Genomic DNA, 21,094 nt, shown 5'->3' with positions numbered 1-21,094 from the left:
CGTCACAACGGGGAGTTGCCGGTCGAGGACGGCGGCAGGATGCGCAGCACCTTGTCGTCGTCCTCGGCGGGCGTCCCGATCCCGTCGCGGTTGGACGTGGTGATCCACAGCGCGCCCTCGCCGTCGAGGACGACGGTGCGCAGCCGGCCGTAGCGCCCGGGGAGCAGCTGCTCGGGCTCCTCGCTGACGGTGCCCTCGCCGTCGACCTGGACGACGGTCACCTGCTGCCCGTCGAGGGCGCCGAGGAACACCGTGGTGCCGGCCGCCGCGCAGCCGCCGAGCCCGCCCGCGGCGTTGTCCACCTCGAACACCGGCTCGATCGTGCCGTCGCCGGCGGTCGGCCAGCCGTGGTCGGTGCCCTCCGACAGCTCGTTGAGCTCGTCCGGGCCGGCCGCCGACTCGTCGACGGCGTAGACCGTCGACGGCACGTCGGCGGTCGGGCAGACCGCGGTGACGTCGGCGAAGCCGCTGCTGAACACCGGCCCGGCGGCGTTGGCCGGCCTCCCGAAGACGTCGATGCGCAGCACCTTGCCGCCCAGCGACGCCGGGTCCTGCCCGAGCGCCGGGTTGCCGGTGTCGCCGGTGCCCACGAGCAGCGTGCCGTCGCTGCTGAACGCCAGCCCGCCGCCGTTGTGCGTCTCGCCGCGCGGGATGCCGGTGAACACCGGGTTCGGGGTGCCGCCGATCGGGAAGCGGACGACGCGGTTGTCCGTCGCCGTCGACACGTAGGCGTAGAACAGCCCGTCCTCGTCGAAGGTGGGCGAGAGCGCGAGGCCCAGCAGGCCGCCGTCGCCGCCGGTGTCGACGCCCGGCAGCACCATCAGCTCACGGGCCGGCGAGCGGTCGGGGAAGACCTGCAGCAGCCGGCCGGTCTCCCGCTCGCCGACCACCGCGCTGCCGTCGGGCAGCACGACCAGGCCGGTGGGCACGGTGAGCCCGGTGGCGACGACGTTGGGGTCGCCACCGGTCTGGCCGGAGCCGGGGTCGGCGGGGTCGCCGGGCGCCGGGGCGGGGGAGGACTCCGTGGGCGGGCCGACCTCCGGGGGCGCGCCCTCCGGCAGTGGCCGGAAAGGGCCGCTGGGCTCGTAGCCCTCCTCGCCGCAGCCGGCGAGGACCAGGGTCAGGGCCACCGCGCACGCGGCGCCGGCCGCCCGCCGCCCCCGCTGCCGCCTCACCCGACCCACAGTACGGCCGGGCACGGTCCGAGCGGGCACGGTCCGAGCGGGCAGAGCGGCTGCCTACGCTCGGGTCCCGTGGCCCCCGAGATCCGCGGCACCGACATCGCCGGTCCCGACGAGACGCTGACCGTGCTCGTGCCCTCGCCCGAGATGGCCGACGCCGTCGCGGCCCTGGACCCGCGCGTGCGCGCCCACGTGACCCCCGACGACGGCCCGCCGAGCGGCGAGGCCGCCACCGCGCGGGTGTGGGTCCCCGCCTTCGGCGGCGCGCAGCCGGACGAGGCGTTCCTCGCCGCGCTGCCCGGGCTGCGCCTGGTGCAGTTGCTCAGCGCCGGCGCCGAGCGGTTCACCGGCCGGCTGCCCGACGGCGTCGTCCTGTGCAACGCCCGCGGCGCGCACACGCCGTCGACGGCGGAGTGGGTGCTCGCCGCCACCCTCGCCGCGCAGCGCGGCCTGCCGGAATTCGTCCGCGCGCAGGACGCCGGCCGCTGGGCGCCCCGGACGTACCGATCCCTGGTCGGCGCGCGGGTGCTCGTCGTCGGCGCCGGCGACATCGCCCGCCGGATCGGCGCCATGATGTCCGGCTTCGACGCCGAGCTCACCTACGTCGGCCGCACCGCCCGCGACGGCGTCCACGGCACCGGCGAGCTGCCCGACCTGCTGCCGTCGGCCGACGTCGTCGTGCTCATCGTCCCGGTCACCGCCGAGACCACCGGCATGGTCGACGCCGCGTTCCTCGCCGCGATGCAGGACGGCGCGCTGCTGGTCAACGCCGCGCGCGGGGTGGTCGTGGACACCGACGCGCTGGTCGCCGAGCTCACCTCCGGCCGGCTGCGCGCCGCCCTCGACGTCACCGAGCCCGAGCCGCTGCCCGAGGGCCACCCGCTGTGGTCGGCGCCGGGCCTCCTGCTCACCCCGCACGTGGGCGGCGCGGTGCCGCAGACGCGGGCCCGCGCGCAGGAGACCGTCCTCGCGCAGCTGCGGCGGGTGCTGGCCGGGGAGCCGCTGGCCGATGTCGTCGGCGACTACTGAGGGATCATCGACGGACGTGGCTGTCCATGCGCGGATGCGGCTGAGCCGGGTCGCACTGCTCCCCGTCGTCTTCCTCGCCGTCTGCGTGCTGCCCTTCGCCTCCGCCTCGCCCCTGGCGGCCCTGGTCCTGCTGGCGCCGCTGGCCGCCGCGGTGTGGGTGCTGCGGGTCGGCGTCGACGTGGACGACGAGGCCATCACCACCCGCGGGCTGCTCGGGCAGCGCCGCGTGCCGTGGGACGACCTGGCCGGCATCCGCGTCGTGCGCAACGCGCGGCTGCGGCTGGTCACCCGAGGCGGCGGCGAGGTGCGGCTGCCGGTGCTGCGCGCCCGCGACCTGCCGCGGCTGGCCGGATGGTCCGGCGGCCGCTTCGAGGTGCCTCAGCCGCCGGCGGCCTGACCGGCGAGCCACGCCAGCCGCGCGGCCGTCCCGCTGCCCGCTACCGCGGTGTAGACGACGACCTGCAGCCCGGGCGCGTCGGACGGCGCGAGCTGGTGGTGCTCGAGCAGCAGCGTGCCGACCTCCGGGTGCTCGAAGCGCCGTTCTGCGGAGGTGAACCGGTCGACGTCGTGGCTGGCCCAGCCGGCGCGGAACGCGGGGCTCGCCGCCTCCAGCCGGGTGACCAGGTCGACCACCGGCGGGTCGGCCAGCCGCGGCCCCACCTCGGCGCGGAACTGGGCGAGGAACCGGCGGCTGTCGGTGTCCCAGTCACCGAGCAGTGCCCGCACGGCCGGGTCGGTGAAGACCAGCCAGAGCAGGTTCCGCTCGGCCGGGGCGACGGCGGCGACGCCCGGGTAGAGGCGCTCGTAGGCGCGGTTCCAGCCGGCGATCGTCCAGTCGGCGGTGATGGCGTAGGCGGGGGAGGGGCCCAGCGCGTCGAGCAGCCGCTGCACGTGCCCGGGCATGCCGTCGCCCGGCTCGGGGGCGGCGCCGCCGTGGCCGGTCAGCCGCAGCACGTAGCCGTGCTCGGCCGCCGTCATCCGCAGGGTGGCGGCCAGCGCGTCGACCACCTGCCGGGAGGGCCGGATGTCGCGGCCCTGCTCCAGCCACGTGTACCAGGTGGAGCTGACCCCCGAGAGCAGCGCGACCTCCTCCCGGCGCAGGCCCGGCGTGCGCCGGGCGCCACCGGCGGGCAGCCCGGTGTCGCGGGGGTCGAGCTGGGCGCGGCGCGAGCGGAGGAAGTCGGCGAGCTCGCGACGGGCGGTGGCGGACACGGGCGCTCCTCGGTGGTGGTGGCGGTACCAGTATCAGCGGCGTCTGGGACGGCCCCCGCAACGCGCCTACCCTCGTCGTCCGTGACCACCGTGGACGAGCCCCGCACCACCGCCGACGTCAAGCCGCGCAGCCGCGAGGTGACCGACGGCATCACCCGGGCCCCGGCCCGCGCGATGCTGCGCGCCGTCGGGATGGGCGACGACGACTGGGAGAAGCCGCAGATCGGCGTCGCCTCGTCCTGGAATGAGATCACCCCCTGCAACCTCTCGCTCGACCGGCTGGCCAAGCGGGCCAAGGAGGGCGTGCACGCCGCCGGCGGGTTCCCGCTGGAGTTCGGCACCATCTCCGTCTCCGACGGCATCTCGATGGGCCACGAGGGCATGCGCGCCTCGCTGGTCAGCCGCGAGGTCATCGCCGACTCGGTGGAGACCGTCATGTTCGCCGAGCGGCTCGACGGCTCGGTGCTGCTCGCCGGCTGTGACAAGTCGCTGCCCGGCATGCTCATGGCCGCCGCGCGGCTCGACCTCGCGAGCGTCTTCCTCTACTCCGGCTCGACGCTGCCCGGGAAGCTCGGCGACCGCGACGACCTCACGATCATCGACGTCTTCGAGGCCGTCGGCGCCTGCGCCCGCGGGCTGATCACGAAGGAGGAGCTGGCCGCCGTCGAGAAGGCCGCCTGCCCCGGCATGGGTTCCTGCGGCGGCATGTACACCGCCAACACCATGGCCAGCGTGGCCGAGGCGCTCGGCATGGCGCTGCCCGGCAGCGCCGCCCCGCCGGCCCCCGACAGCCGCCGCGACGCGTTCGCCGTCGCCTCCGGCGAGGCCGTGGTCAACCTCCTGCGCAAGGGCATCACCGCCCGCCAGATCATGACCAAGGAGGCGTTCGAGAACGCCATCACCGTCGTCATGGCGCTCGGCGGTTCCACCAACGCCGTCCTGCACCTGCTGGCCATCGCGCACGAGGCGCGGGTCGACCTCACGCTCGACGACTTCAACCGGATCGGCGACCGCACCCCGCACCTCGCCGACGTCAAGCCCTTCGGCCGGTTCGTCATGACCGACATCGACCGCGTCGGCGGCGTCCCGGTGGTCCTGCGGGCACTGCTCGACGCCGGCCTGCTGCACGGCGACGCGCTCACCGTGACCGGCAGGACGATGGCCGAGAACCTCGCCGAGATCGCCCCGCCGGACCTCGACGGCACGATCGTGCACGCGATGGAGAACCCCATCCACAAGACCGGGGGCCTCACCATCCTGCGCGGCTCGCTCTCGCCGGAGGGCGCGGTGGTCAAGTCCGCCGGCTTCGACGCCGAGGTCTTCGAGGGCACCGCGCGCGTCTTCGACGGCGAGCAGGGCGCCATGGACGCCGTCACCGAGGGCACGCTGCAGGCCGGCGACGTCGTCGTCATCCGCTACGAGGGGCCCCGCGGCGGCCCCGGCATGCGCGAGATGCTCGCCGTCACCGGCGCCATCAAGGGCGCGGGCCTGGGCAAGGACGTCCTGCTGCTGACCGACGGCCGCTTCTCCGGTGGCACCACCGGCCTGTGCGTCGGCCACGTCGCGCCCGAGGCCACCGACGGCGGCCCCATCGCGTTCGTGCGCGACGGCGACCGCATCCGGCTCGACCTCGCCGCCCGCACGCTGGACCTCCTGGTCGACGACGACGAGCTCGCCCGGCGCCGCCAGGACTGGCAGCCGCTGCCCCCGCGCTACACCACCGGGGTCCTCGGCAAGTACGCCAAGCTCGTCGGCTCCGCGGCGAACGGCGCCATCTGCGGCTGACGCCCGGGGGAGTCCCCCCGATGGGGTGAGCGGGACCGCGCCGCGCTGTTCCGGCGCGCCCCGGGTGCCGACACCCGGGGTGTGGACAGACGGACCAGGTGGCTGCTCGCGGCTGCCGTGCCCGCCGCGGCGGCGTGCGTGCTCGCCGCGCTCGTCCCGTCGCTGACGCCTCTCGGGGACGCCGTCGCCGCCCTCGCCGGGGTGGCGACGGCGGCCGTGCTGTTCGCGACGAGCCGCTCGGGCGCGGCCGGCGACCGGCCGTGGCGGCTGCTCGCCCTCGCCCCGCTGTTCCCCGTCCTCGCGCTCGCGGTCGGCGCGGTCGTGCAGCCGGAGACGGTCCTGCAGCAGGTGGTCCTGCGCTGGCTGCCGACCGTGCCCGGCTACGCCGTGACGGTCGTGGCGCTGCTGCACATGGCCGGGCGCTCCGGCCTGCGCCGCACCTGCTCGCGCACCTCGCTCGAGCTGGCGCTGTTCGGCACCGCCGCGGTCGTGGTCATGCAGCTGCTGCTGGTCGGCCCGGGCAACAGCTGGGCCACCCTGACCGTCGGCGCCCAGCTGGTGCTCGGCGCCGCCGTCGCCGCCACCGGCGCGGTCATGGCCGCCGCGCTCACCGTCCTCGGCTCCGTCGCCGCGCACCGCCAGGGCATGGCCGCCGTGCTGCTCGGCGGCCTGGTGCTGCTGCTGCTCGGCCGGGGCACCGCCACCTCCGCCGCGCTGCTCGGCGCGCCGCACCTCGTCGCCGCCACCCGGATCGCCGTCGTCGTCGGGCTGGCGCTGGTCGTGCTGGCCCGCCTGCGCGACGCCGCCGCCGGCTCCCCGACCGCCGTCTCCAGCGGCCGCGCCGTCCAGCTGCGCTCGGTGCTGCCCCAGCTCGCGCTCGTCGCCGTGGTCGGCGTCGTCGTCGGTCCGCTCGCGTTCGGCGTGCGGCCCACCCGGGTCACCCTCGCCGGCGCGCTGCTGTGCGTGGCCCTGTCGGCGGCGCACCGCTGGGTCACCGCCCGCGAGGAGCACCAGCGCGGCGCCCGCCTGCGCTCCGACGAGGCGTACTTCCGCAAGCTCCTGCAGTCCACCCGCGAGGCGGTGCTCGTCCTCGACCGCCGGCTGCGCGTCGGCTGGGCCTCTCCCGCGCTGGCCGGGCTCCTCGGCACCACGACCGCCGAGCTGGCCGGCCGCGACCTGCTCACCGGCGGCACCGCCCGCCCCGGGACCGTCGACCCCGCCGACGCCGCCGCGCTGCGCCGGCTGCTCGCCGGCCCCGCGGACGCGCCCGGCCTGCTCACCCTCCGCGTCCGGACCGCCGACGGCGGCACCCGGCACCTGGAGGCCAGCGTCGCCGACCTGCGCGCCGAGGACGCGGTCGCCTCCGTCGTGCTGCACTGCCGCGACGTCACCGAGCGCGAGGCCCGCGAGCGCGCCCTCGCCGAGGTCGCCTACACCGACGCCCTCACCGGCCTGCCCAACCGGGCCGGCTGGGAGGCCGCGCTGGCCGGCGCGGGCGCCGGCCGGGCCGTGCTGCTCGTCGACGTCCGCGGGCTCGACGACGTCCGCGAGCACGCCGGCCGCGACACCGTCACCACCGTCCTGGTCGAGCTCGGCCGCCGGCTGCGCGCCACCACCCGCGGCGAGGAGGTCGTGGCCCGCACGGTGGGCGGCACGTTCGGCATCGTCGCCGAGGGGGACGCCGACACCGCCGCCCTGCTCGCCGACCGCTGCCTGGCCGTGCTGGAGCAGCCGGTGTCCACACCCGCGGGCGTCTTCGACCTCACCGCCGACGTCGGCGTCGTCGTCGCCGAGGACGGCCTCGACGTCGCCGAGCTGACCGCGCGCGCCGAGCTCGCCGTCGCCGCAGCACGCACCTCCGGCCGGGCCCGGGCCACCGTGTGGACCCCGGAGCTCGGCGCGGCTGCCGTCCGCCGCGACCGGCTGCGCGAGGACGTCGCCGGCGCCGCCGCGCGCGGGGAGCTGTGGCTGGCGTTCCAGCCGATCGTGTCGATGGGGGAGCAGCGGGTCACCGGCGTCGAGGCGCTGCTGCGCTGGCGGCACCCCGAGCTCGGCGAGGTCCCGCCGCGGGAGTTCGTGCCCGTCGCCGAGCGCGCCGGCGTGATCGCCGACCTGCAGCGCTGGGCGCTGCTGGAGGCCGCCACCACCGTCGCCGCGCTGCCCGCGGTCGACGGCGTCCCGCTGCGGCTGGGCGTGAACATCTCCGCCGCGCACGTCGCCGCCCGCACCCTGGTCGACGACGTCGCCGGCGCCCTGCGCTGCTCCGGTCTCGAGCCCGAGCGGCTGGTCCTGGAGATCACCGAGGCCACCGTGCGCGCGGCCGGGGCCGCCGCCGACGGCGACATCGCGGCGCTGCGCCTGATGGGCGTGCACGTGGCCCTCGACGACTTCGGCACCGGCTCCTCGTCGCTGCTGCACCTCACCCGCCTGCCCATCGACGTCGTCAAGCTCGACCGCGCGTTCGTCTCCCGCGTCGACCGCGACCGCAACAGCCGCGCGCTGTGCGAGTCGATGGTCACCATCGGCCGCTCGCTCGGCCTCGACGTCGTCGCCGAGGGCGTGGAGACGCCGGCCCAGCTCGGCGTGCTGCGCGGCCTCGGGGTCGGGTTCGCGCAGGGCTTCCTGCTCGCCCGCCCGCTGCCCGGCGCCGACCTCGCGCAGGTGCTGCGCGAGAACGCCGGCGCGCTGTGGCCGGGGCTGGTCGGCTCGTCGGCCGGCCCGGTCGCCGACCTCGTGGCAGGGGAGACCCCGGCCGCCGCCGACCCGGCGGTCCTGCGGGAGGCCTCCGGTGCCTGACGCCGCCACCCGCGCCGTCCTCGTCCTGCTCGCCGTCCTCGGCGCCGGCACCACCGCGCTGCAGCTGTCGGGCGCGGAGGCCGCGGGCCGGCTGCTCCCGGCCGCGCTCGCGCTCGGCTCGGGCGCGGCCGCCGCCGTCCTCGCCCGCCGTGCCGCCCGCCTGCCGCGGACCGCCCGCCGGCCGTGGCAGGCGCTGTCCGCCGCCGGGGCGCTGCTCGCGCTCGGCCAGGGGATCGCGCTGGCCCGGCCCGGCCGCGACCTCGGCACGGGCGGGGTGGAGGAGCTGCCCGCGCTGCTCGCCGTCCCGGTCGCCGTGTCGGCCGCCGTGCTGCTGCTCCCGCCGCGGGACGAGCGCCGGCTGGGCACCCGCGTGGTCCTCGACGGCCTCGTCGTCACCATCGCCGTCGCGCTGCTCGGCGACGTCCTGCTCGCCGACCTGCTCACCGCCGTCCGCGGCCCCGCCGAGGGCCTGATCGCCGTCGGCTACCCGCTGGTGGGCGCGGCGCTGTGCGGGATCGGGCTGGTCACCCTCACCGCGGTGTCGGAGGACCGCCGCCGGGCCGCCGGCTGGCTGCTCGCGTCGTTCGTGGCGATGGCGGTGGTCGCCCTCGGCGGCGCGGCCGGCCGCACCGCCGAGGGCGCCGCCCCGGTCGCCGGGGTGGTCACCGTGCTCGCCTGGCTCGCCATGCTCGCCACCGCGCTGTGCGCGGCCGCCGCCGACCGGCCGGCGGCCCCCGGCTCCGCGCCGGGCCGCCGGCGGGCCCTGCCCCTGCGCGGCGGCGTGCTCGCCCACGGCGCCGCCACCGCCGCGCTGGTCGGGCTGACCGCCGGCGCCGCCGCGGGGCGGCCGCTGCACGTCGCCGAGGCCGGCGCCGCGACCGTCCTGCTGCTGCTGGCCGCCGCCCGCACCCTGTCCTGGGTGCTCGACGCGGCCCGGCTCACCCGCCGCCTCGAGCGCACCGAGGGCTGGTTCCGCGCGCTGGTGCACAGCGGCGACGCCGTCACCGTGGAGCTCGACGCCGCCGGCCGGGTGACGTCGGCGACCGGCGCCGTGGAGGCCCAGCTCGGCCGCTCGGAGGAGGACCTCCGCGGCCGGCTGCTCGTCGGGCTGCTGCACGCCGCGGACCGCGACCTCGTCGTCCGGGTCGCCGCGGCCCTGCGCGACGGCGCCCCCGACGGCCTGCCCGCCACCGGCCGGCTGCGCACCGCCGACGGCGCGTGGCGCGAGGTCGAGGTGTCCGGCGCGGCCCGCACCGGCGGCCGCCGCACCGGCGACGGCCTGGTGCTGCACCTGCGCGACGTCACCGAGCGCCGCGCCAGCCACCGCGAGCTCGAGCGGCTGGCCTACACCGACTCGCTCACCGGCCTGCCCAACCGCGCCCGCTTCATGGGCGCCCTCGACGCCGCCCTCGCCCGCGCCGGCCGCGGCTCCCGCGCGTGCGTGCTGCTCGTCGACCTCGACGGCTTCAAGGCCGTCAACGACGTCGCCGGCCACGACGCCGGGGACCGGCTGCTCGTCGACGTCGCGGCCACGCTGCGCGCCGAGGCCCGCGGCACCGACCTGGTGGCCCGCCTGGGCGGGGACGAGTTCGCCCTCGTCGTCGACGGCGGCCCCGACGAGGCGCTGGCCCTGGCCGAGCGGTTGGTCGCGAAGCTGGACCGCACGAGCCGGCACGCCGCGCCGGGGGAGCCGGAGACCGCGGGCCCGGTGCTGCGCGTGTCGGCCAGCGTCGGCGTCACCGAGGTGCTGCCCGGCGCCGACGCGTCGGCCACCGTGCGGGAGGCCGACCTCGCGCTGCGCACCGTCAAGGCGCAGGGCAAGAACGGCGTCCGGGCATCGGGGGAGGCCCTCGTCGAGGAGTCCGCCCGCCGCAGCCGGCTGGCCCGCGACCTGCCCGGCGCGATCGCCCGCGGCGAGCTGCGGATGGTCTACCAGCCGGTCGCCGGCGCGGAGGAGCGGCGGGTCCTCGGCGTCGAGGCGCTGGTGCGCTGGGACCACCCCGAGCTCGGGCCGGTGCCGCCGGAGGAGTTCATCGGCCTGGCCGAGGACGACGGCCTCATCGTGCCGCTGCAGCGCTGGGTGCTCGCCACCGCCACCGCCGAGCACGCCCGCCTCGTCGCCGGCGGCCGCGACCTCAAGCTCGGCGTCAACATCTCCGTCCGCCACCTGCAGGCCCGCTGCCTGGTCGAGGACGTCACCCGCGCGCTGGAGCGCTCCGGCCTGCCCGCCTCCCTGCTCATGGTCGAGGTGACCGAGAGCGTCCTCATGGACGACGACGAGCGGCTGCTGGCCGAGCTCGCCGCGCTGTCGGCGCTGGGCTGCGTGGTCTCCCTCGACGACTTCGGCAAGGGGTACTCGTCGCTGGCCTACCTCGCCCGGCTGCCCGTGCAGGTGCTGAAGATGGACCGCGGGTTCGTCTCCGGCATCGACACCGACCCGCGCGTCGCCGCCCTGGTCGGCAGCGTCGTCGACCTCGGCCGCACGCTCGGCATGGACGTCGTCGCCGAGGGCGTGGAGACCCGCGCCCAGCTCGAGGTGCTCGCCGCGCTGGGCTGCCGCTTCCTGCAGGGCTGGCACATCGGCCGGCCGGTGCCCGCCGCGGACCTGCCCGCCCGGGTGGACGGGTTCGACCCGGCCCTGGTCGCCGGCCCCGAAGCGGTCGCCGCCCGGTAGCCCGGGCCGGGCGCCGTCCCAGGTTCGGACCGACACGGTCCCACGGTGTGGGACGGGTTGGTTGACGTCCCGACGGCGGAGGCGCACAGTGTGCTCGTGCCCTCCGCCTGCCTGCTCCTCGTACTCGCCTAGCGCGCCGGTCACCCGACCGACGCGCTGACCCCTCCGTGCCCGCGGCACGAGGGGTTTTTTGTTGCCCGAGCAGGCACCCGACCGCACCCTCCCCGCACGTCCGGCCCAGGAGACGCCCCCCATGACCACCACCCCGAGCGAGTCCGCCACCCGAGAGGCCGCCGAGGCCCTCACCGGTGTCGAGACGACGGCCCGCTCGATCGCCGAGTCCGCCGCCGAGCCCGCGACCGGCATCACCGGCGCCCAGAGCCTGGTCCGCTCGCTCGAGGCGGTCGGCGTCGAGGTGGTGTTCGGCATCCCGGGCGGGGCGATCCTGCCGGCCTACGACCCGCTGTTCGACTCCCGCGTGCGCCACGTCCTGGTCCGCCACGAGCAGGGCGCCGGCCACGCGGCCACCGGGTACGCGCAGGCCACCGGCCGGGTCGGCGTCTGCATGGCCACCTCCGGCCCGGGCGCCACCAACCTGGTCACCCCGCTCGCCGACGCCTACATGGACTCGGTCCCGATCGTCGCGATCACCGGGCAGGTGCCCAGCGCCGCGATCGGCACCGACGCGTTCCAGGAGGCCGACATCCGCGGCATCACGATGCCGATCACCAAGCACAACTTCCTGGTCACCGACCCCGCGGAGATCCCGCAGCGGATCGCCGAGGCCTTCCACCTCGCCGCCACCGGCCGCCCCGGCCCGGTCCTGGTCGACATCCCCAAGGACGTGCTGCAGGCCAGCACCGACTTCTCCTGGCCGCCGCGGCTGGACCTGCCCGGCTACAAGCCGACCACCCGCCCGCACGGCAAGCAGGTCCGCGAGGCCGCCGCGTTGATCGCCGGCGCCCGCCGCCCGGTCCTCTACGTCGGCGGCGGCGTGCTCAAGGCCGGCGCCACCGCGGAGCTCGCCGAGCTGGCCGAGCTCACCGGCGCGCCCGTCGTCACCACGCTCATGGCCCGCGGCGCCTTCCCCGACAGCTCCCCGCAGCACCTGGGGATGCCCGGCATGCACGGCACCGTCGCCGCGGTCACCGCCCTGCAGAAGGCCGACGTCCTCGTCGCCCTCGGCGCCCGCTTCGACGACCGCGTCACCGGCCAGCTGTCGACCTTCGCGCCCGGCGCGCTGGTCGTGCACGCCGACATCGACCCGGCCGAGATCGGCAAGAACCGCAAGGCCGACGTGCCGATCGTCGGCGACGCCAAGGAGACGATCGCCGAGCTGGTGACCGCCCTGCGCGCCGAGCACGAGGCCGGCCGCCGCGCCGACCTCACCGCCTGGTGGGCCCAGCTCGACGACTGGCGGGACCGCTACCCGCTGGGCTACGACTGGCCCGAGGACGGCTCGCTGTCGCCGCAGTACGTCATCGAGCGGCTCGGTGCGATCGCCGGCCCCGACGCGATCTACACCTCCGGCGTCGGCCAGCACCAGATGTGGGCCGCGCAGTTCATCCGCTACGAGAAGCCGGGCACGTGGCTCAACAGCGGCGGCGCCGGGACGATGGGCTACTCCGTCCCCGCGGCCATGGGCGCCAAGTACGGCTGCCCGGACACCACCGTGTGGGCGATCGACGGCGACGGCTGCTTCCAGATGACCAACCAGGAGCTGGCCACCTGCGCGATCGAGGGCATCCCGATCAAGGTCGCCGTCATCAACAACGGCAACCTCGGCATGGTCCGGCAGTGGCAGACCCTCTTCTACGAGGGCCGCTACTCGAACACCAAGCTGCACGCGCGCAACGCCGACGGCACGCCCAAGCCGGTGCGCATCCCCGACTTCGTCGCGCTCGCCGAGGCGCTCGGCTGCGTCGGCCTGCGCTGCGAGAGCAAGGACGACGTCGACGCCGTCATCGAGAAGGCCATGGCGATCACCGACGCCCCGGTGGTCATCGACTTCGTCGTCGGCGCCGACGCCCAGGTGTGGCCGATGGTCGCCGCGGGCGCCAGCAACGACGACATCCTGGCCGCGCGCGACCTGCGCCCGGTCTTCGGCGACGGCCAGGTCTGAGGGGACGACGCAGAGATGACCCGCCACACCCTGTCGGTCCTCGTCGAGAACAAGGCCGGTGTCCTGGCCCGCGTCTCGGCGCTGTTCAGCCGGCGCGCGTTCAACATCGAGTCGCTCGCCGTCGGCCCGACCGAGAACCCCGACCTGTCCCGCATGACGATCGTCGTCGACGCGGAGTCCGCTCCGCTGGAGCAGGTGACCAAGCAGCTGAACAAGCTCGTCGAGGTCATCAAGATCGTGGAGCTCGACGGCGGCGCCGCGGTCCAGCGCGAGCTGCTGCTGGTGAAGGTGCGCGCGCCGTTGGCGGAGCGGACCACCGTGCTGCAGACCGCGGAGCTCTTCCGCGCCCGCGTCGTCGACGTCAACACCGACACGGTGACCCTCGAGGCCACCGGGACCCCCGACAAGCTGCAGGCCCTGCTCGCGGTCCTCGCCCCGCTCGGCATCAAGGAGATGGCCCAGTCGGGCACCGTCGCCCTGGGCCGCGGACCGCGCTCGATGAGCGGCGCCGGTACCTTGCGGCCGGTCGACCGCACCGCCTAGTCCCTCCCGACCCCCTCAGAGAACCGACCGAAGGAGCACCACCGCATGGCCGCCGAGATCTTCTACGACGACGACGCCGACCTGTCGATCATCCAGGGGCGCACCGTCGCCGTCATCGGCTACGGCAGCCAGGGGCACGCGCACGCCCTCTCGCTGCGCGACTCGGGGGTCGACGTCCGGGTGGGCCTGCCCGAGGGGTCGAAGAGCCGGGCCAAGGCCGAGGCCGAGGGCCTGCGGGTCGTCACCCCCGCCGAGGCCGCTGCCGAGGCCGACCTGATCATGATCCTGGCGCCCGACCACGTGCAGCGGACGCTGTACAGCGAGTCGATCGAGCCCAACCTGCAGGACGGCGACGCGCTGTTCTTCGGCCACGGCTTCAACATCCGGTTCGGCTACATCAAGCCCCCGGCCGGCGTCGACGTCGCGATGGTCGCCCCCAAGGGACCCGGCCACCTGGTGCGCCGCGAGTTCGAGAACGGCAAGGGCGTGCCCTGCCTGGTCGCCGTCGAGCAGGACGCCAGCGGGCAGGCGCTGCAGCTCGCGCTGTCCTACGCCAAGGCCATCGGCGGCGCCCGCGCCGGCGTCATCAAGACGACCTTCGCCGAGGAGACCGAGACCGACCTGTTCGGCGAGCAGGCCGTCCTCTGCGGCGGCGCGAGCGCGCTGATCACCGCCGGGTTCGAGACGCTGACCGAGGCGGGCTACCAGCCCGAGATCGCGTACTTCGAGTGCCTGCACGAGCTCAAGCTGATCGTCGACCTCATGTACGAGGGCGGCATCGCCAAACAGCGCTGGTCGGTGTCCGACACCGCCGAGTACGGCGACTACACCTCCGGCCCGAAGGTCATCGACGCCCGCGTCAAGGAGTCGATGAAGGAGGTCCTGGCCGCGATCAAGGACGGCTCGTGGGCCGCCGCCTTCATCGCCGACCAGGACGCCGGCGCCCCGGACTTCAAGCGCCGCCGCGCCGAGGCGGAGGCGCACCCGATCGAGGAGACCGGCCGCAAGCTGCGCGGCCTGATGAGCTGGGTGTCGAGCTCCGACGACTACACCGGCACCGCCGCCCGCTCGTAGTCCCCGCACACGGGAACGGCCCCCGCTGCCCGATGGCAGCGGGGGCCGTTCTGCGTGTCCGGGCTCAGTAGCTGATGCCCCGCGAGGCGTACCACTGCCGGGCCTGCGGCTGGCGCAGCAGCGCCACGACGACGACCGGCAGGACGAAGCCGAGCAGGCCGTTGGCCGCCGAGCCGCCGTCGCTGATCAGCGACAGCAGCAGCGAGAGCACGTTGATGGCGATGGCCACGTAGCTGATGACCAGCAGCAGCCGCGGCGACTTGCCCTGCAGCGTCTGGATGCCGCCCACGAGCAGGCCGACCGACAGCGCGGTCGACAGCAGCACGACCAGGCCGACCACCGCGTTGAGCTGGAACGCCACCGAGAGGCTGAGGACGCCGAACAGGGTGCCGAGGCCGCCCCAGACGATGCCGACGACCGCGGCGCCGGTGACCACACCGGGGCGCTTGCCGGCCGGCGCGCCGCCGTAGGGGGAGGGGCCGCCGAAGCCGCCCGGCTGCTGGCCGTACGGCTGTGGCTGGCCGTACGGCTGCTGACCGTAGCCGGGCTGCTGGCCGTAGGGCGGCTGGCCCGGCGCGGGCTGGCCCCCGTAGGGGGAGTCCTTGTCGAAGCTGGGGCCTGTCATGGGGTTCCTTCCGGGAGGGCCGGCGCGCCGGTCGGCGGTCGACGGCGGAGTGTAGGGGCGGGCGAGGGACCGGGTCGTCGCCCGGGCGGGGGATCGGTGCTGGTCAGCCGCGTGGCCGGGTGAGGAACTCCCGCGAGGCCGGGCGGCCCAGCAGCACGACGACGCCCACGCCCGCGGCCCCGAGGACCACCGGCCAGACGGCGAGCGTGCCGCTCATGAGCGACGTGACGACCCCCAGCAGCGACAGGGCCGCGATCGCGATCCCGCCGGCGGCGAGCAGCCGGCCGCCGCGGCCGGTCAGCGCCTGCACGCCGCCCGTCACGCACAGCACGGTGATGCCCAGGTAGACCGCCGCGATGGCGGCGAGGACGCCGTCGGCCCGGGCCGCCGAGAACAGCAGCGCCGCGTACAGCAGCGTCCACAGCCCCAGCAGGAAGCCGAGCATCGCCGCCACCAGCAGCGGGGCCGGGCGCGGGCGCGGTCGCCCGGCCCGCCCCGGGGAGTCCGGCCCCGGCGCACCCGCGGACATCGTCAGCGGCCGCGCCGGGCGCGGTGCGCGGCGAAGAAGGCGGCGGCCGGCTTCATCGACAGCAGGACCACGATGGCGAGCGCGGCGAGGAAGAACAGCAGGCTGGTGATGATCCCGCCGGCCCCCGCGGTGTCGGCGTCGGACAGGTTGCCGATGAAGCCGAGCAGGGTGAAGGCCAGCGCGATCGAGCCGCCGACGATGAGCATGACCCGGCTGCGGCCGGACAGCGCCCAGACCGAACCCCAGATCATGACCACGGTCCAGACCAGCACCACCAGGCCGAAGACGAGGATCACCCCGCCGACGGCGCCGGCGACCGCACCGAAGCCGGGGATCTCCTCGTCGAGCCCGCCGCCCGCGCCGCTGGCCACGGCGCCGGCGAAGACGAGCAGGAAGCTCAGGAGCACGCCGATGGCGCCGAAGACGAAGCCGAGGACCGCCGCCGTCACGACGCCGCCCGGCTTGGCCGGGACCGCGCCGGCGCCGTACTGCTGGGCGTAGCCGTACTGGCCGTACTGCGGGTCCTGGCCGTACTGCCCGTGGCCCTGCTGCCCGTAGGGCTGCTGGCCGTACCCCTGCTGCCCGTACCCCTGCTGCCCGTACTGCTGGGGCTGCTGGCCGTACTGCTGGGGCTGGCCGTACTGCTGGCCGTAGGGCTGGGTCTGCCCGTAGCCCTGCTGCTGGCCGTACTCCTGGTCGTACCCCTGCTGCCCGTACCCCTGCTGCCCGTACCCCTGCTGCCCGTACTGCTGGGGCTGGCCGTACTGCTGGCCCTCGGGCTGGGCGCCGTACCCGCCCGGCTGCTGGGGGTCCTGGGGTCGGCCCTGGCCGGAGGCCGAGGCCCCGCCGCTGTCCTTGCTGAAGTCGGTCATGGTCTCCTCCGGTCGCCGGCCGGTGCCGGCTCGTCGCGGCCAGGATGCGGGGCACCCCTACCCACATCAAGCGAGCCACCCGGCGGGGTCCGGTGCTGGGGCCCGTGGGGCGCTGCGTGCCCCGCCCGTGACCGGAGCGCTGACCTGCGCGTCCCTAGGCTGTACCCCCGTGAACCCGAGCGCGCCCGTCGTCCTCATCGCCGAGCAGCTGGCGCCGAGCGTGCTGGAGGTGCTCGGCACCGACGTGGAGGTCCGCCACGTCGACGGCGCCGACCGCGCCGCCCTGCTGCCCGCCCTCGCCGACGCCTCCGCGGTGCTGATCCGCAGCGCCACGCGCATCGACGCCGAGGCGCTGGCGGCCGCCCCCAACCTCGAGGTGGTCGCCCGCGCGGGCATCGGCCTGGACAACGTCGACGTCGCCGCCGCCACCGAGCGCGGCGTCCTGGTGGTCAACGCCCCGACGTCGAACATCGTCAGCGCCGCCGAGCACGCCGTCGCGCTGCTGCTGGCCGCCGCCCGGCAGATCCCGGCCGCCGACGCGTCGCTGCGCGAGGGCCGGTGGGAGCGGTCCCGGTTCATGGGCGTGGAGGTCACCGGGAAGGTCGTGGGCGTCGTCGGCCTGGGCCGCATCGGGCAGCTCGTCGCGCAGCGGCTGGCCGCCTTCGGCACCACGCTGATCGCCTACGACCCCTACATCCAGCCCGGCCGCGCCGCGCAACTCGGCGTCCGGATGGTGTCGCTGGAGGAGCTGCTCCGCGAGGCCGACTTCATCACCGTCCACCTGCCGAAGACGCCGGAGACCCTCGGGCTCATCGGGGCCGCGGAGCTGGCCACCACCAAGCGCGGCGTGATCGTCGTCAACGCCGCCCGCGGCGGCCTGGTCGACGAGGCGGCGCTGGCCGACGCCCTGCGCTCCGGGCAGGTCGGCGCCGCCGGCATCGACGTCTTCGCCACCGAGCCCACCACCGACAGCCCGCTGTTCGCCCTGCCCAACACCGTCGTCACCCCGCACCTGGGCGCCTCGACGGCGGAGGCGCAGGACAAGGCCGGCACCGCCGTCGCCCGCTCGGTGCGGCTCGCGCTGCAGGGCGAGTTCGTGCCCGACGCGGTCAACGTGCAGGCCGGCGGCGTCGTCGCCGAGGACGTGCGCCCGGGCCTGCCGCTGGCCGAGCGGCTGGGCACCGTGTTCACCGCCGTCGCCGGCGGGATCGCGCAGTCGGTGACCGTCGACGTGCGCGGCAAGCTCGCCGAGTTCGACGACTCCGTGCTGCAGCTCGCCGTCCTCAAGGGCGTCTTCGCCGACGTCGTCGAGGAGCAGGTCACCTACGTCAACGCGCCGCTGCTGGCCGGGCAGCGCGGCCTGGAGGTGACGCTGACCAGCGACGTCGAGAGCCCCGACTACCGCAACCTCGTCCGGGTGCGCGGCGTGATGGCCGACGGCCGCGAGGTGTGCGTCTCCGGCACCCTGTTCGGCAAGAACCAGGTGCCCAAGCTGGTCGAGGTCGACGGCTTCGACATGGACCTCGACCTGTCCGGCCACCTGCTGTTCTTCCTCTACACCGACCGGCCCGGCGTCGTCGGCACGGTCGGGGCGGCCCTCGGGGAGGCCGGGGTCAACATCGCCGGCGCCCAGGTCAGCCGCACCACGCGGGGCGGCGAGGCGCTCATGGCGGTCGTCGTCGACAGCCCGGTCGCCCCCGACCTGCTGGCCGACATCGCCGGCCGCATCGGAGCGCGCGAGGCCCGCTCCGCGGACCTCGACCCCCGCTGACCTAGGGTCTCCGCCATGCGCCTGGCTGTGATCGCGGGAGACGGCATCGGCCCCGAGGTCGTCTCCGAGGGACTCAAGGTCCTCGGGGCGGTCGCCCCCGACCTCGAGACGACGCCCTACGACCTCGGCGCCGCCCGCTGGCAGCGCACCGGCGAGCTGCTGCCCGACAGCGTGCTCGACGAGCTGCGCGGGCACGACGCGATCCTGCTCGGCGCCATCGGCGACCCCAGCGTGCCGCCGGGCATCCTCGAGCGCGGGCTGCTGCTGCGGCTGCGCTTCGAGCTCGACCACCACGTGAACCTGCGCCCGGCCAAGCTCTACGACGGCGTGCGCAGCCCGCTGGCCGAGCCCGGTGACATCGACATGCTGTGCGTGCGCGAGGGCACCGAGGGCCCCTACGTCGGCAACGGCGGCGTGCTGCGCCGCGACACCCCGCACGAGGTGGCCACCGAGGTCAGCCTGAACACGGCGTTCGGCGTCGAGCGGGTGGTCCGCTACGCGTTCGAGCGGGCCACGGCCCGGCCGCGCCGCCACCTCACGCTGATCCACAAGACCAACGTGCTCACCCACGCCGGGTCGCTGTGGTCGCGGACGGTCGAGGAGGTGGCCGCGGAGTTCCCCGAGGTCACCGTCGCCTACCAGCACGTCGACGCGGCGTCGATGTTCTTCATCACCGACCCGGGCCGCTACGACGTCATCGTCACCGACAACCTCTTCGGCGACATCGTCACCGACGTCGCCGCCGCGGTCACCGGCGGCATCGGCCTGGCCGCCAGCGGCAACCTCGACGCCTCGGGCACCAACCCGTCGATGTTCGAGCCGGTGCACGGCTCGGCGCCCGACATCGCCGGGCAGGGCATCGCCGACCCGACGGCGACCGTGCTGTCGGTGGGCCTGCTGCTCGAGCACCTGGGGCACGCCGACCTGGCGCGCAAGGTCAACGCCGCCGTCGCCTTCGACCTCTCCACCCGCGACCCGCGCGCCCAGGTGCGCACCGCGGAGGTCGGCGACCGCCTCGCCGCGCTCGCCGGGGGCTGAGCTCCGCACCACTCGCACCGCCCAGCATCGCCGCGGGGCTAGACTCCGCGGCGATGCACCTCCCCGGCACCACCCTCATCATCGGCTAGCGCGCGGTCCCTCCCCGACCGCGCGCAGACCTCCCGTTCCCGGGGGGTCTTCTTCGTGTGAGGGGCGAGATCGCCGCCGGACCCCCGGGAGACCCCGTGGCCACCGACCTCGGCACCGACATCCACGTCTTCGACACGACGCTGCGCGACGGCGCCCAGCGCGAGGGGATCAGCTTCTCCGTCGCCGACAAGCTCGCCGTCGCACGGCTGCTCGACGAGATCGGCGTCGGCTACATCGAGGGCGGCTGGCCGGGCGCGCTGCCCAAGGACACCGAGTTCTTCGCCCGCGCGCGCACCGAGCTCAAGCTGCGGCACGCGGTGCTGGTCGCCTTCGGCGCCACCCGCAAGGCCGGCGTCCGGGTGGAGGACGACCCGCAGGTGAGGGCGCTGCTCGACGCCGAGACGCCGGTGGTGTGCCTGGTCGCGAAGTCCGACGTCCGGCACGTCCGTGACGCGCTGCGCACCACGCTCGAGGAGAACCTCGCGATGGTCGCCGACACCGTGGCGTACCTCGTCGCGCACGGCCGCCGGGTGTTCGTCGACTGCGAGCACTTCTTCGACGGGTACGCCGCCGACCCCGACTACGGCGTCGCGGTGCTGCGGGCGGCGTTCGGCGCGGGCGCCGAGGTCGGCGTCCTGTGCGACACCAACGGCGGCATGCTGCCGATGGGCGTGGGCCGGGTCGTGGCCGACGTCCGGGCGCGGGTCGAGGGGCGGCTGGGCATCCACTGCCAGGACGACACCGGCTGCGCGGTCGCCAACTCGCTGGCCGCCGTCGAGGCCGGCGTGCGGCACGTCCAGGGCACCGCCAACGGCTACGGCGAGCGGGCGGGCAACGCCGACACGTTCGCGCTGGTGGCGAACCTGGTGACCAAGATGGGGCTGCCCGTGGTGCCCGTCGAGTGCCTGGCCGAGCTGCAGCGGGTCAGCCACGCGATCGCCGAGCTCGCCAACATCGCCCCCGACGACCACCAGCCCTTCGTCGGCGCCTCCGCCTTCGCGCACAAGGCCGGCCTGCACGCCAGCGCGATCAAGGTCAGCCCCGAGCTCTACAACCACCTCGACCCGGCCGTCGTCGGCAACGACATGCGCATCCTGGTCACCGAGATGGCCGGCCGGGCCTCGGTCGAGCTCAAGGGCCGCGAGCTCGGCGTCGACCTGTCCGGGCACGCCGAGGCCGTGGGCCGCGTCGTCGACCGGGTGAAGGCGCTCGAGGCCGACGGCTGGTCGTTCGAGGCGGCCGACGCCTCCTTCGAGCTGCTGCTGCGCTCCCAGCTGCCCGGCGCGCCCGCGCCGCTGTTCCGGCTGGAGAGCTACCGGACGACGGTCGAGCACTGGGGCAACGGCGTCGTCGTCAGCGAGGCGACGGTGAAGGTGCACCTGCCCGACGACGACGGCAGCACCGAGCGGGTCATCAGCACCGCCGAGGGCAACGGCCCGGTCAACGCGCTGGACAACGCGCTGCGCCAGGCGCTGGTGGGCCGGCACCCCGGCCTCGCCGACGTCTCGCTGGCCGACTACAAGGTCCGCATCCTCGGCTGGAAGGGCGGCACGAGCGCCACCACGCGGGTGCTGGTCGACACCACCGACGGCGTGGGGGAGTGGACCACCGTCGGCGTCCACGACAACATCGTCGAGGCCTCCTGGCACGCGCTGGTCGACGCGCTCACCTACGCCGTCCACTGCCGCTGACGGCGGTGGTGTGCGCCTGCGGCTCATGCCCGCACCGGGACGCGCCGCAGACGCACACCACC

The 21,094-nt window shown here is 75.7% G+C and carries 16 protein-coding genes; 11 read left to right on the top strand and 5 right to left on the bottom strand.

The window, feature by feature from the left end; genetic code table 11:
* Positions 1 to 2: 2 nt before the first annotated feature.
* Entirely contained in the window at positions 3 to 1,175 is a 1,173-nt protein-coding gene (locus ACI79X_RS02160; protein WP_457023765.1) for a PQQ-dependent sugar dehydrogenase, read from the bottom strand.
* 78 nt (positions 1,176 to 1,253) lie between these two features.
* Here ACI79X_RS02160 and ACI79X_RS02155 point away from each other — a divergent pair, with 78 nt between their 5' ends.
* Complete coding sequence (locus ACI79X_RS02155; protein ID WP_457023764.1) at positions 1,254 to 2,210, top strand: 2-hydroxyacid dehydrogenase; 957 nt, start codon at positions 1,254 to 1,256, stop codon at positions 2,208 to 2,210.
* Between the two features lie 16 nt (positions 2,211 to 2,226).
* Complete coding sequence (locus ACI79X_RS02150) at positions 2,227 to 2,607, top strand: PH domain-containing protein (RefSeq protein ID WP_457023763.1); 381 nt, start codon at positions 2,227 to 2,229, stop codon at positions 2,605 to 2,607.
* Here ACI79X_RS02150 and ACI79X_RS02145 read toward each other — a convergent pair.
* Entirely contained in the window at positions 2,589 to 3,422 is an 834-nt protein-coding gene (locus ACI79X_RS02145; protein WP_457023762.1) for a helix-turn-helix transcriptional regulator, read from the bottom strand. The two genes, ACI79X_RS02150 and ACI79X_RS02145, sit on opposite strands and share 19 nt — an antisense overlap.
* A gap of 81 nt (positions 3,423 to 3,503) precedes the next feature.
* Here ACI79X_RS02145 and ilvD point away from each other — a divergent pair, with 81 nt between their 5' ends.
* The 6 genes from ilvD (at position 3,504) to ilvC (ending at position 14,416) form a co-directional block, all read left to right on the top strand.
* Positions 3,504 to 5,207, top strand: coding sequence for a dihydroxy-acid dehydratase (ilvD, locus tag ACI79X_RS02140; protein ID WP_457023761.1), 1,704 nt, complete (start codon positions 3,504 to 3,506; stop codon positions 5,205 to 5,207).
* An 81-nt stretch (positions 5,208 to 5,288) separates the two neighbouring features.
* On the top strand, positions 5,289 to 8,003 hold the full coding sequence (locus tag ACI79X_RS02135; protein WP_457023760.1) for a putative bifunctional diguanylate cyclase/phosphodiesterase: 2,715 nt from the start codon (positions 5,289 to 5,291) through the stop codon (positions 8,001 to 8,003).
* Positions 7,996 to 10,677 carry a putative bifunctional diguanylate cyclase/phosphodiesterase gene (locus tag ACI79X_RS02130; protein ID WP_457023759.1) on the top strand — a complete coding sequence of 894 codons (2,682 nt, stop codon included), beginning with the start codon at positions 7,996 to 7,998 and terminating at the stop codon, positions 10,675 to 10,677. Before ACI79X_RS02135 ends, ACI79X_RS02130 begins: the two co-directional genes overlap by 8 nt.
* Positions 10,678 to 10,930: 253 nt before the next feature.
* Positions 10,931 to 12,799, top strand: coding sequence for an acetolactate synthase large subunit (locus tag ACI79X_RS02125; protein ID WP_457023758.1), 1,869 nt, complete (start codon positions 10,931 to 10,933; stop codon positions 12,797 to 12,799).
* Between the two features lie 15 nt (positions 12,800 to 12,814).
* Positions 12,815 to 13,342 carry an acetolactate synthase small subunit gene (gene ilvN / locus ACI79X_RS02120; protein ID WP_073421765.1) on the top strand — a complete coding sequence of 176 codons (528 nt, stop codon included), beginning with the start codon at positions 12,815 to 12,817 and terminating at the stop codon, positions 13,340 to 13,342.
* Between the two features lie 45 nt (positions 13,343 to 13,387).
* Positions 13,388 to 14,416, top strand: coding sequence for a ketol-acid reductoisomerase (gene ilvC / locus ACI79X_RS02115; protein ID WP_457023757.1), 1,029 nt, complete (start codon positions 13,388 to 13,390; stop codon positions 14,414 to 14,416).
* Between the two features lie 64 nt (positions 14,417 to 14,480).
* Here the strand turns inward: ilvC and ACI79X_RS02110 are convergent, their stop codons facing one another.
* From ACI79X_RS02110 to ACI79X_RS02100, 3 genes are all read right to left on the bottom strand, one after another.
* The gene (locus ACI79X_RS02110) at positions 14,481 to 15,041 is read right to left on the bottom strand and encodes a hypothetical protein (RefSeq protein ID WP_457023756.1); all 561 of its coding nucleotides are present in this window, start codon (positions 15,039 to 15,041) and stop codon (positions 14,481 to 14,483) included.
* A gap of 103 nt (positions 15,042 to 15,144) precedes the next feature.
* The gene (locus tag ACI79X_RS02105) at positions 15,145 to 15,486 is read right to left on the bottom strand and encodes a hypothetical protein (RefSeq protein WP_457023755.1); all 342 of its coding nucleotides are present in this window, start codon (positions 15,484 to 15,486) and stop codon (positions 15,145 to 15,147) included.
* An 86-nt stretch (positions 15,487 to 15,572) separates the two neighbouring features.
* Positions 15,573 to 16,442, bottom strand: coding sequence for a hypothetical protein (locus ACI79X_RS02100; protein WP_457023754.1), 870 nt, complete (start codon positions 16,440 to 16,442; stop codon positions 15,573 to 15,575).
* Between the two features lie 169 nt (positions 16,443 to 16,611).
* Between ACI79X_RS02100 and serA the strand changes: the two genes are divergently transcribed.
* The 3 genes from serA to cimA all read left to right on the top strand — a co-directional run bounded on the left by serA (position 16,612) and on the right by cimA (position 21,032).
* Entirely contained in the window at positions 16,612 to 18,213 is a 1,602-nt protein-coding gene (gene serA, locus ACI79X_RS02095; RefSeq protein WP_457023753.1) for a phosphoglycerate dehydrogenase, read from the top strand.
* 15 nt (positions 18,214 to 18,228) lie between these two features.
* Positions 18,229 to 19,251 carry a 3-isopropylmalate dehydrogenase gene (locus ACI79X_RS02090; RefSeq protein ID WP_457023752.1) on the top strand — a complete coding sequence of 341 codons (1,023 nt, stop codon included), beginning with the start codon at positions 18,229 to 18,231 and terminating at the stop codon, positions 19,249 to 19,251.
* Positions 19,252 to 19,436: 185 nt separating this feature from the next.
* Positions 19,437 to 21,032 (top strand): citramalate synthase, encoded by a 1,596-nt coding sequence (cimA, locus tag ACI79X_RS02085; protein WP_457023751.1) that lies wholly within the window; start codon positions 19,437 to 19,439, stop codon positions 21,030 to 21,032.
* Positions 21,033 to 21,094: the final 62 nt, after the last annotated feature.

The organism is Geodermatophilus sp. SYSU D01119 (assembly GCF_054049975.1).
The sequence above is the reverse complement of the archived record's forward strand: the minus strand, read 5'-3'. Positions and strand labels throughout refer to the sequence as shown.

Coding starts and splice junctions, on each gene's coding strand:
- ACI79X_RS02125 (WP_457023758.1), top strand. CDS start 10,931: ATGACCACCACCCCGAGCGAGTCCGCCACCCGAGAGGCCGCCGAGGCC.
- ilvN (WP_073421765.1), top strand. CDS start 12,815: ATGACCCGCCACACCCTGTCGGTCCTCGTCGAGAACAAGGCCGGTGTC.
- ilvC (WP_457023757.1), top strand. CDS start 13,388: ATGGCCGCCGAGATCTTCTACGACGACGACGCCGACCTGTCGATCATC.
- ACI79X_RS02110 (WP_457023756.1), bottom strand. CDS start 15,041: ATGACAGGCCCCAGCTTCGACAAGGACTCCCCCTACGGGGGCCAGCCC.
- ACI79X_RS02105 (WP_457023755.1), bottom strand. CDS start 15,486: ATGCTCGGCTTCCTGCTGGGGCTGTGGACGCTGCTGTACGCGGCGCTG.
- ACI79X_RS02100 (WP_457023754.1), bottom strand. CDS start 16,442: ATGACCGACTTCAGCAAGGACAGCGGCGGGGCCTCGGCCTCCGGCCAG.
- ACI79X_RS02090 (WP_457023752.1), top strand. CDS start 18,229: ATGCGCCTGGCTGTGATCGCGGGAGACGGCATCGGCCCCGAGGTCGTC.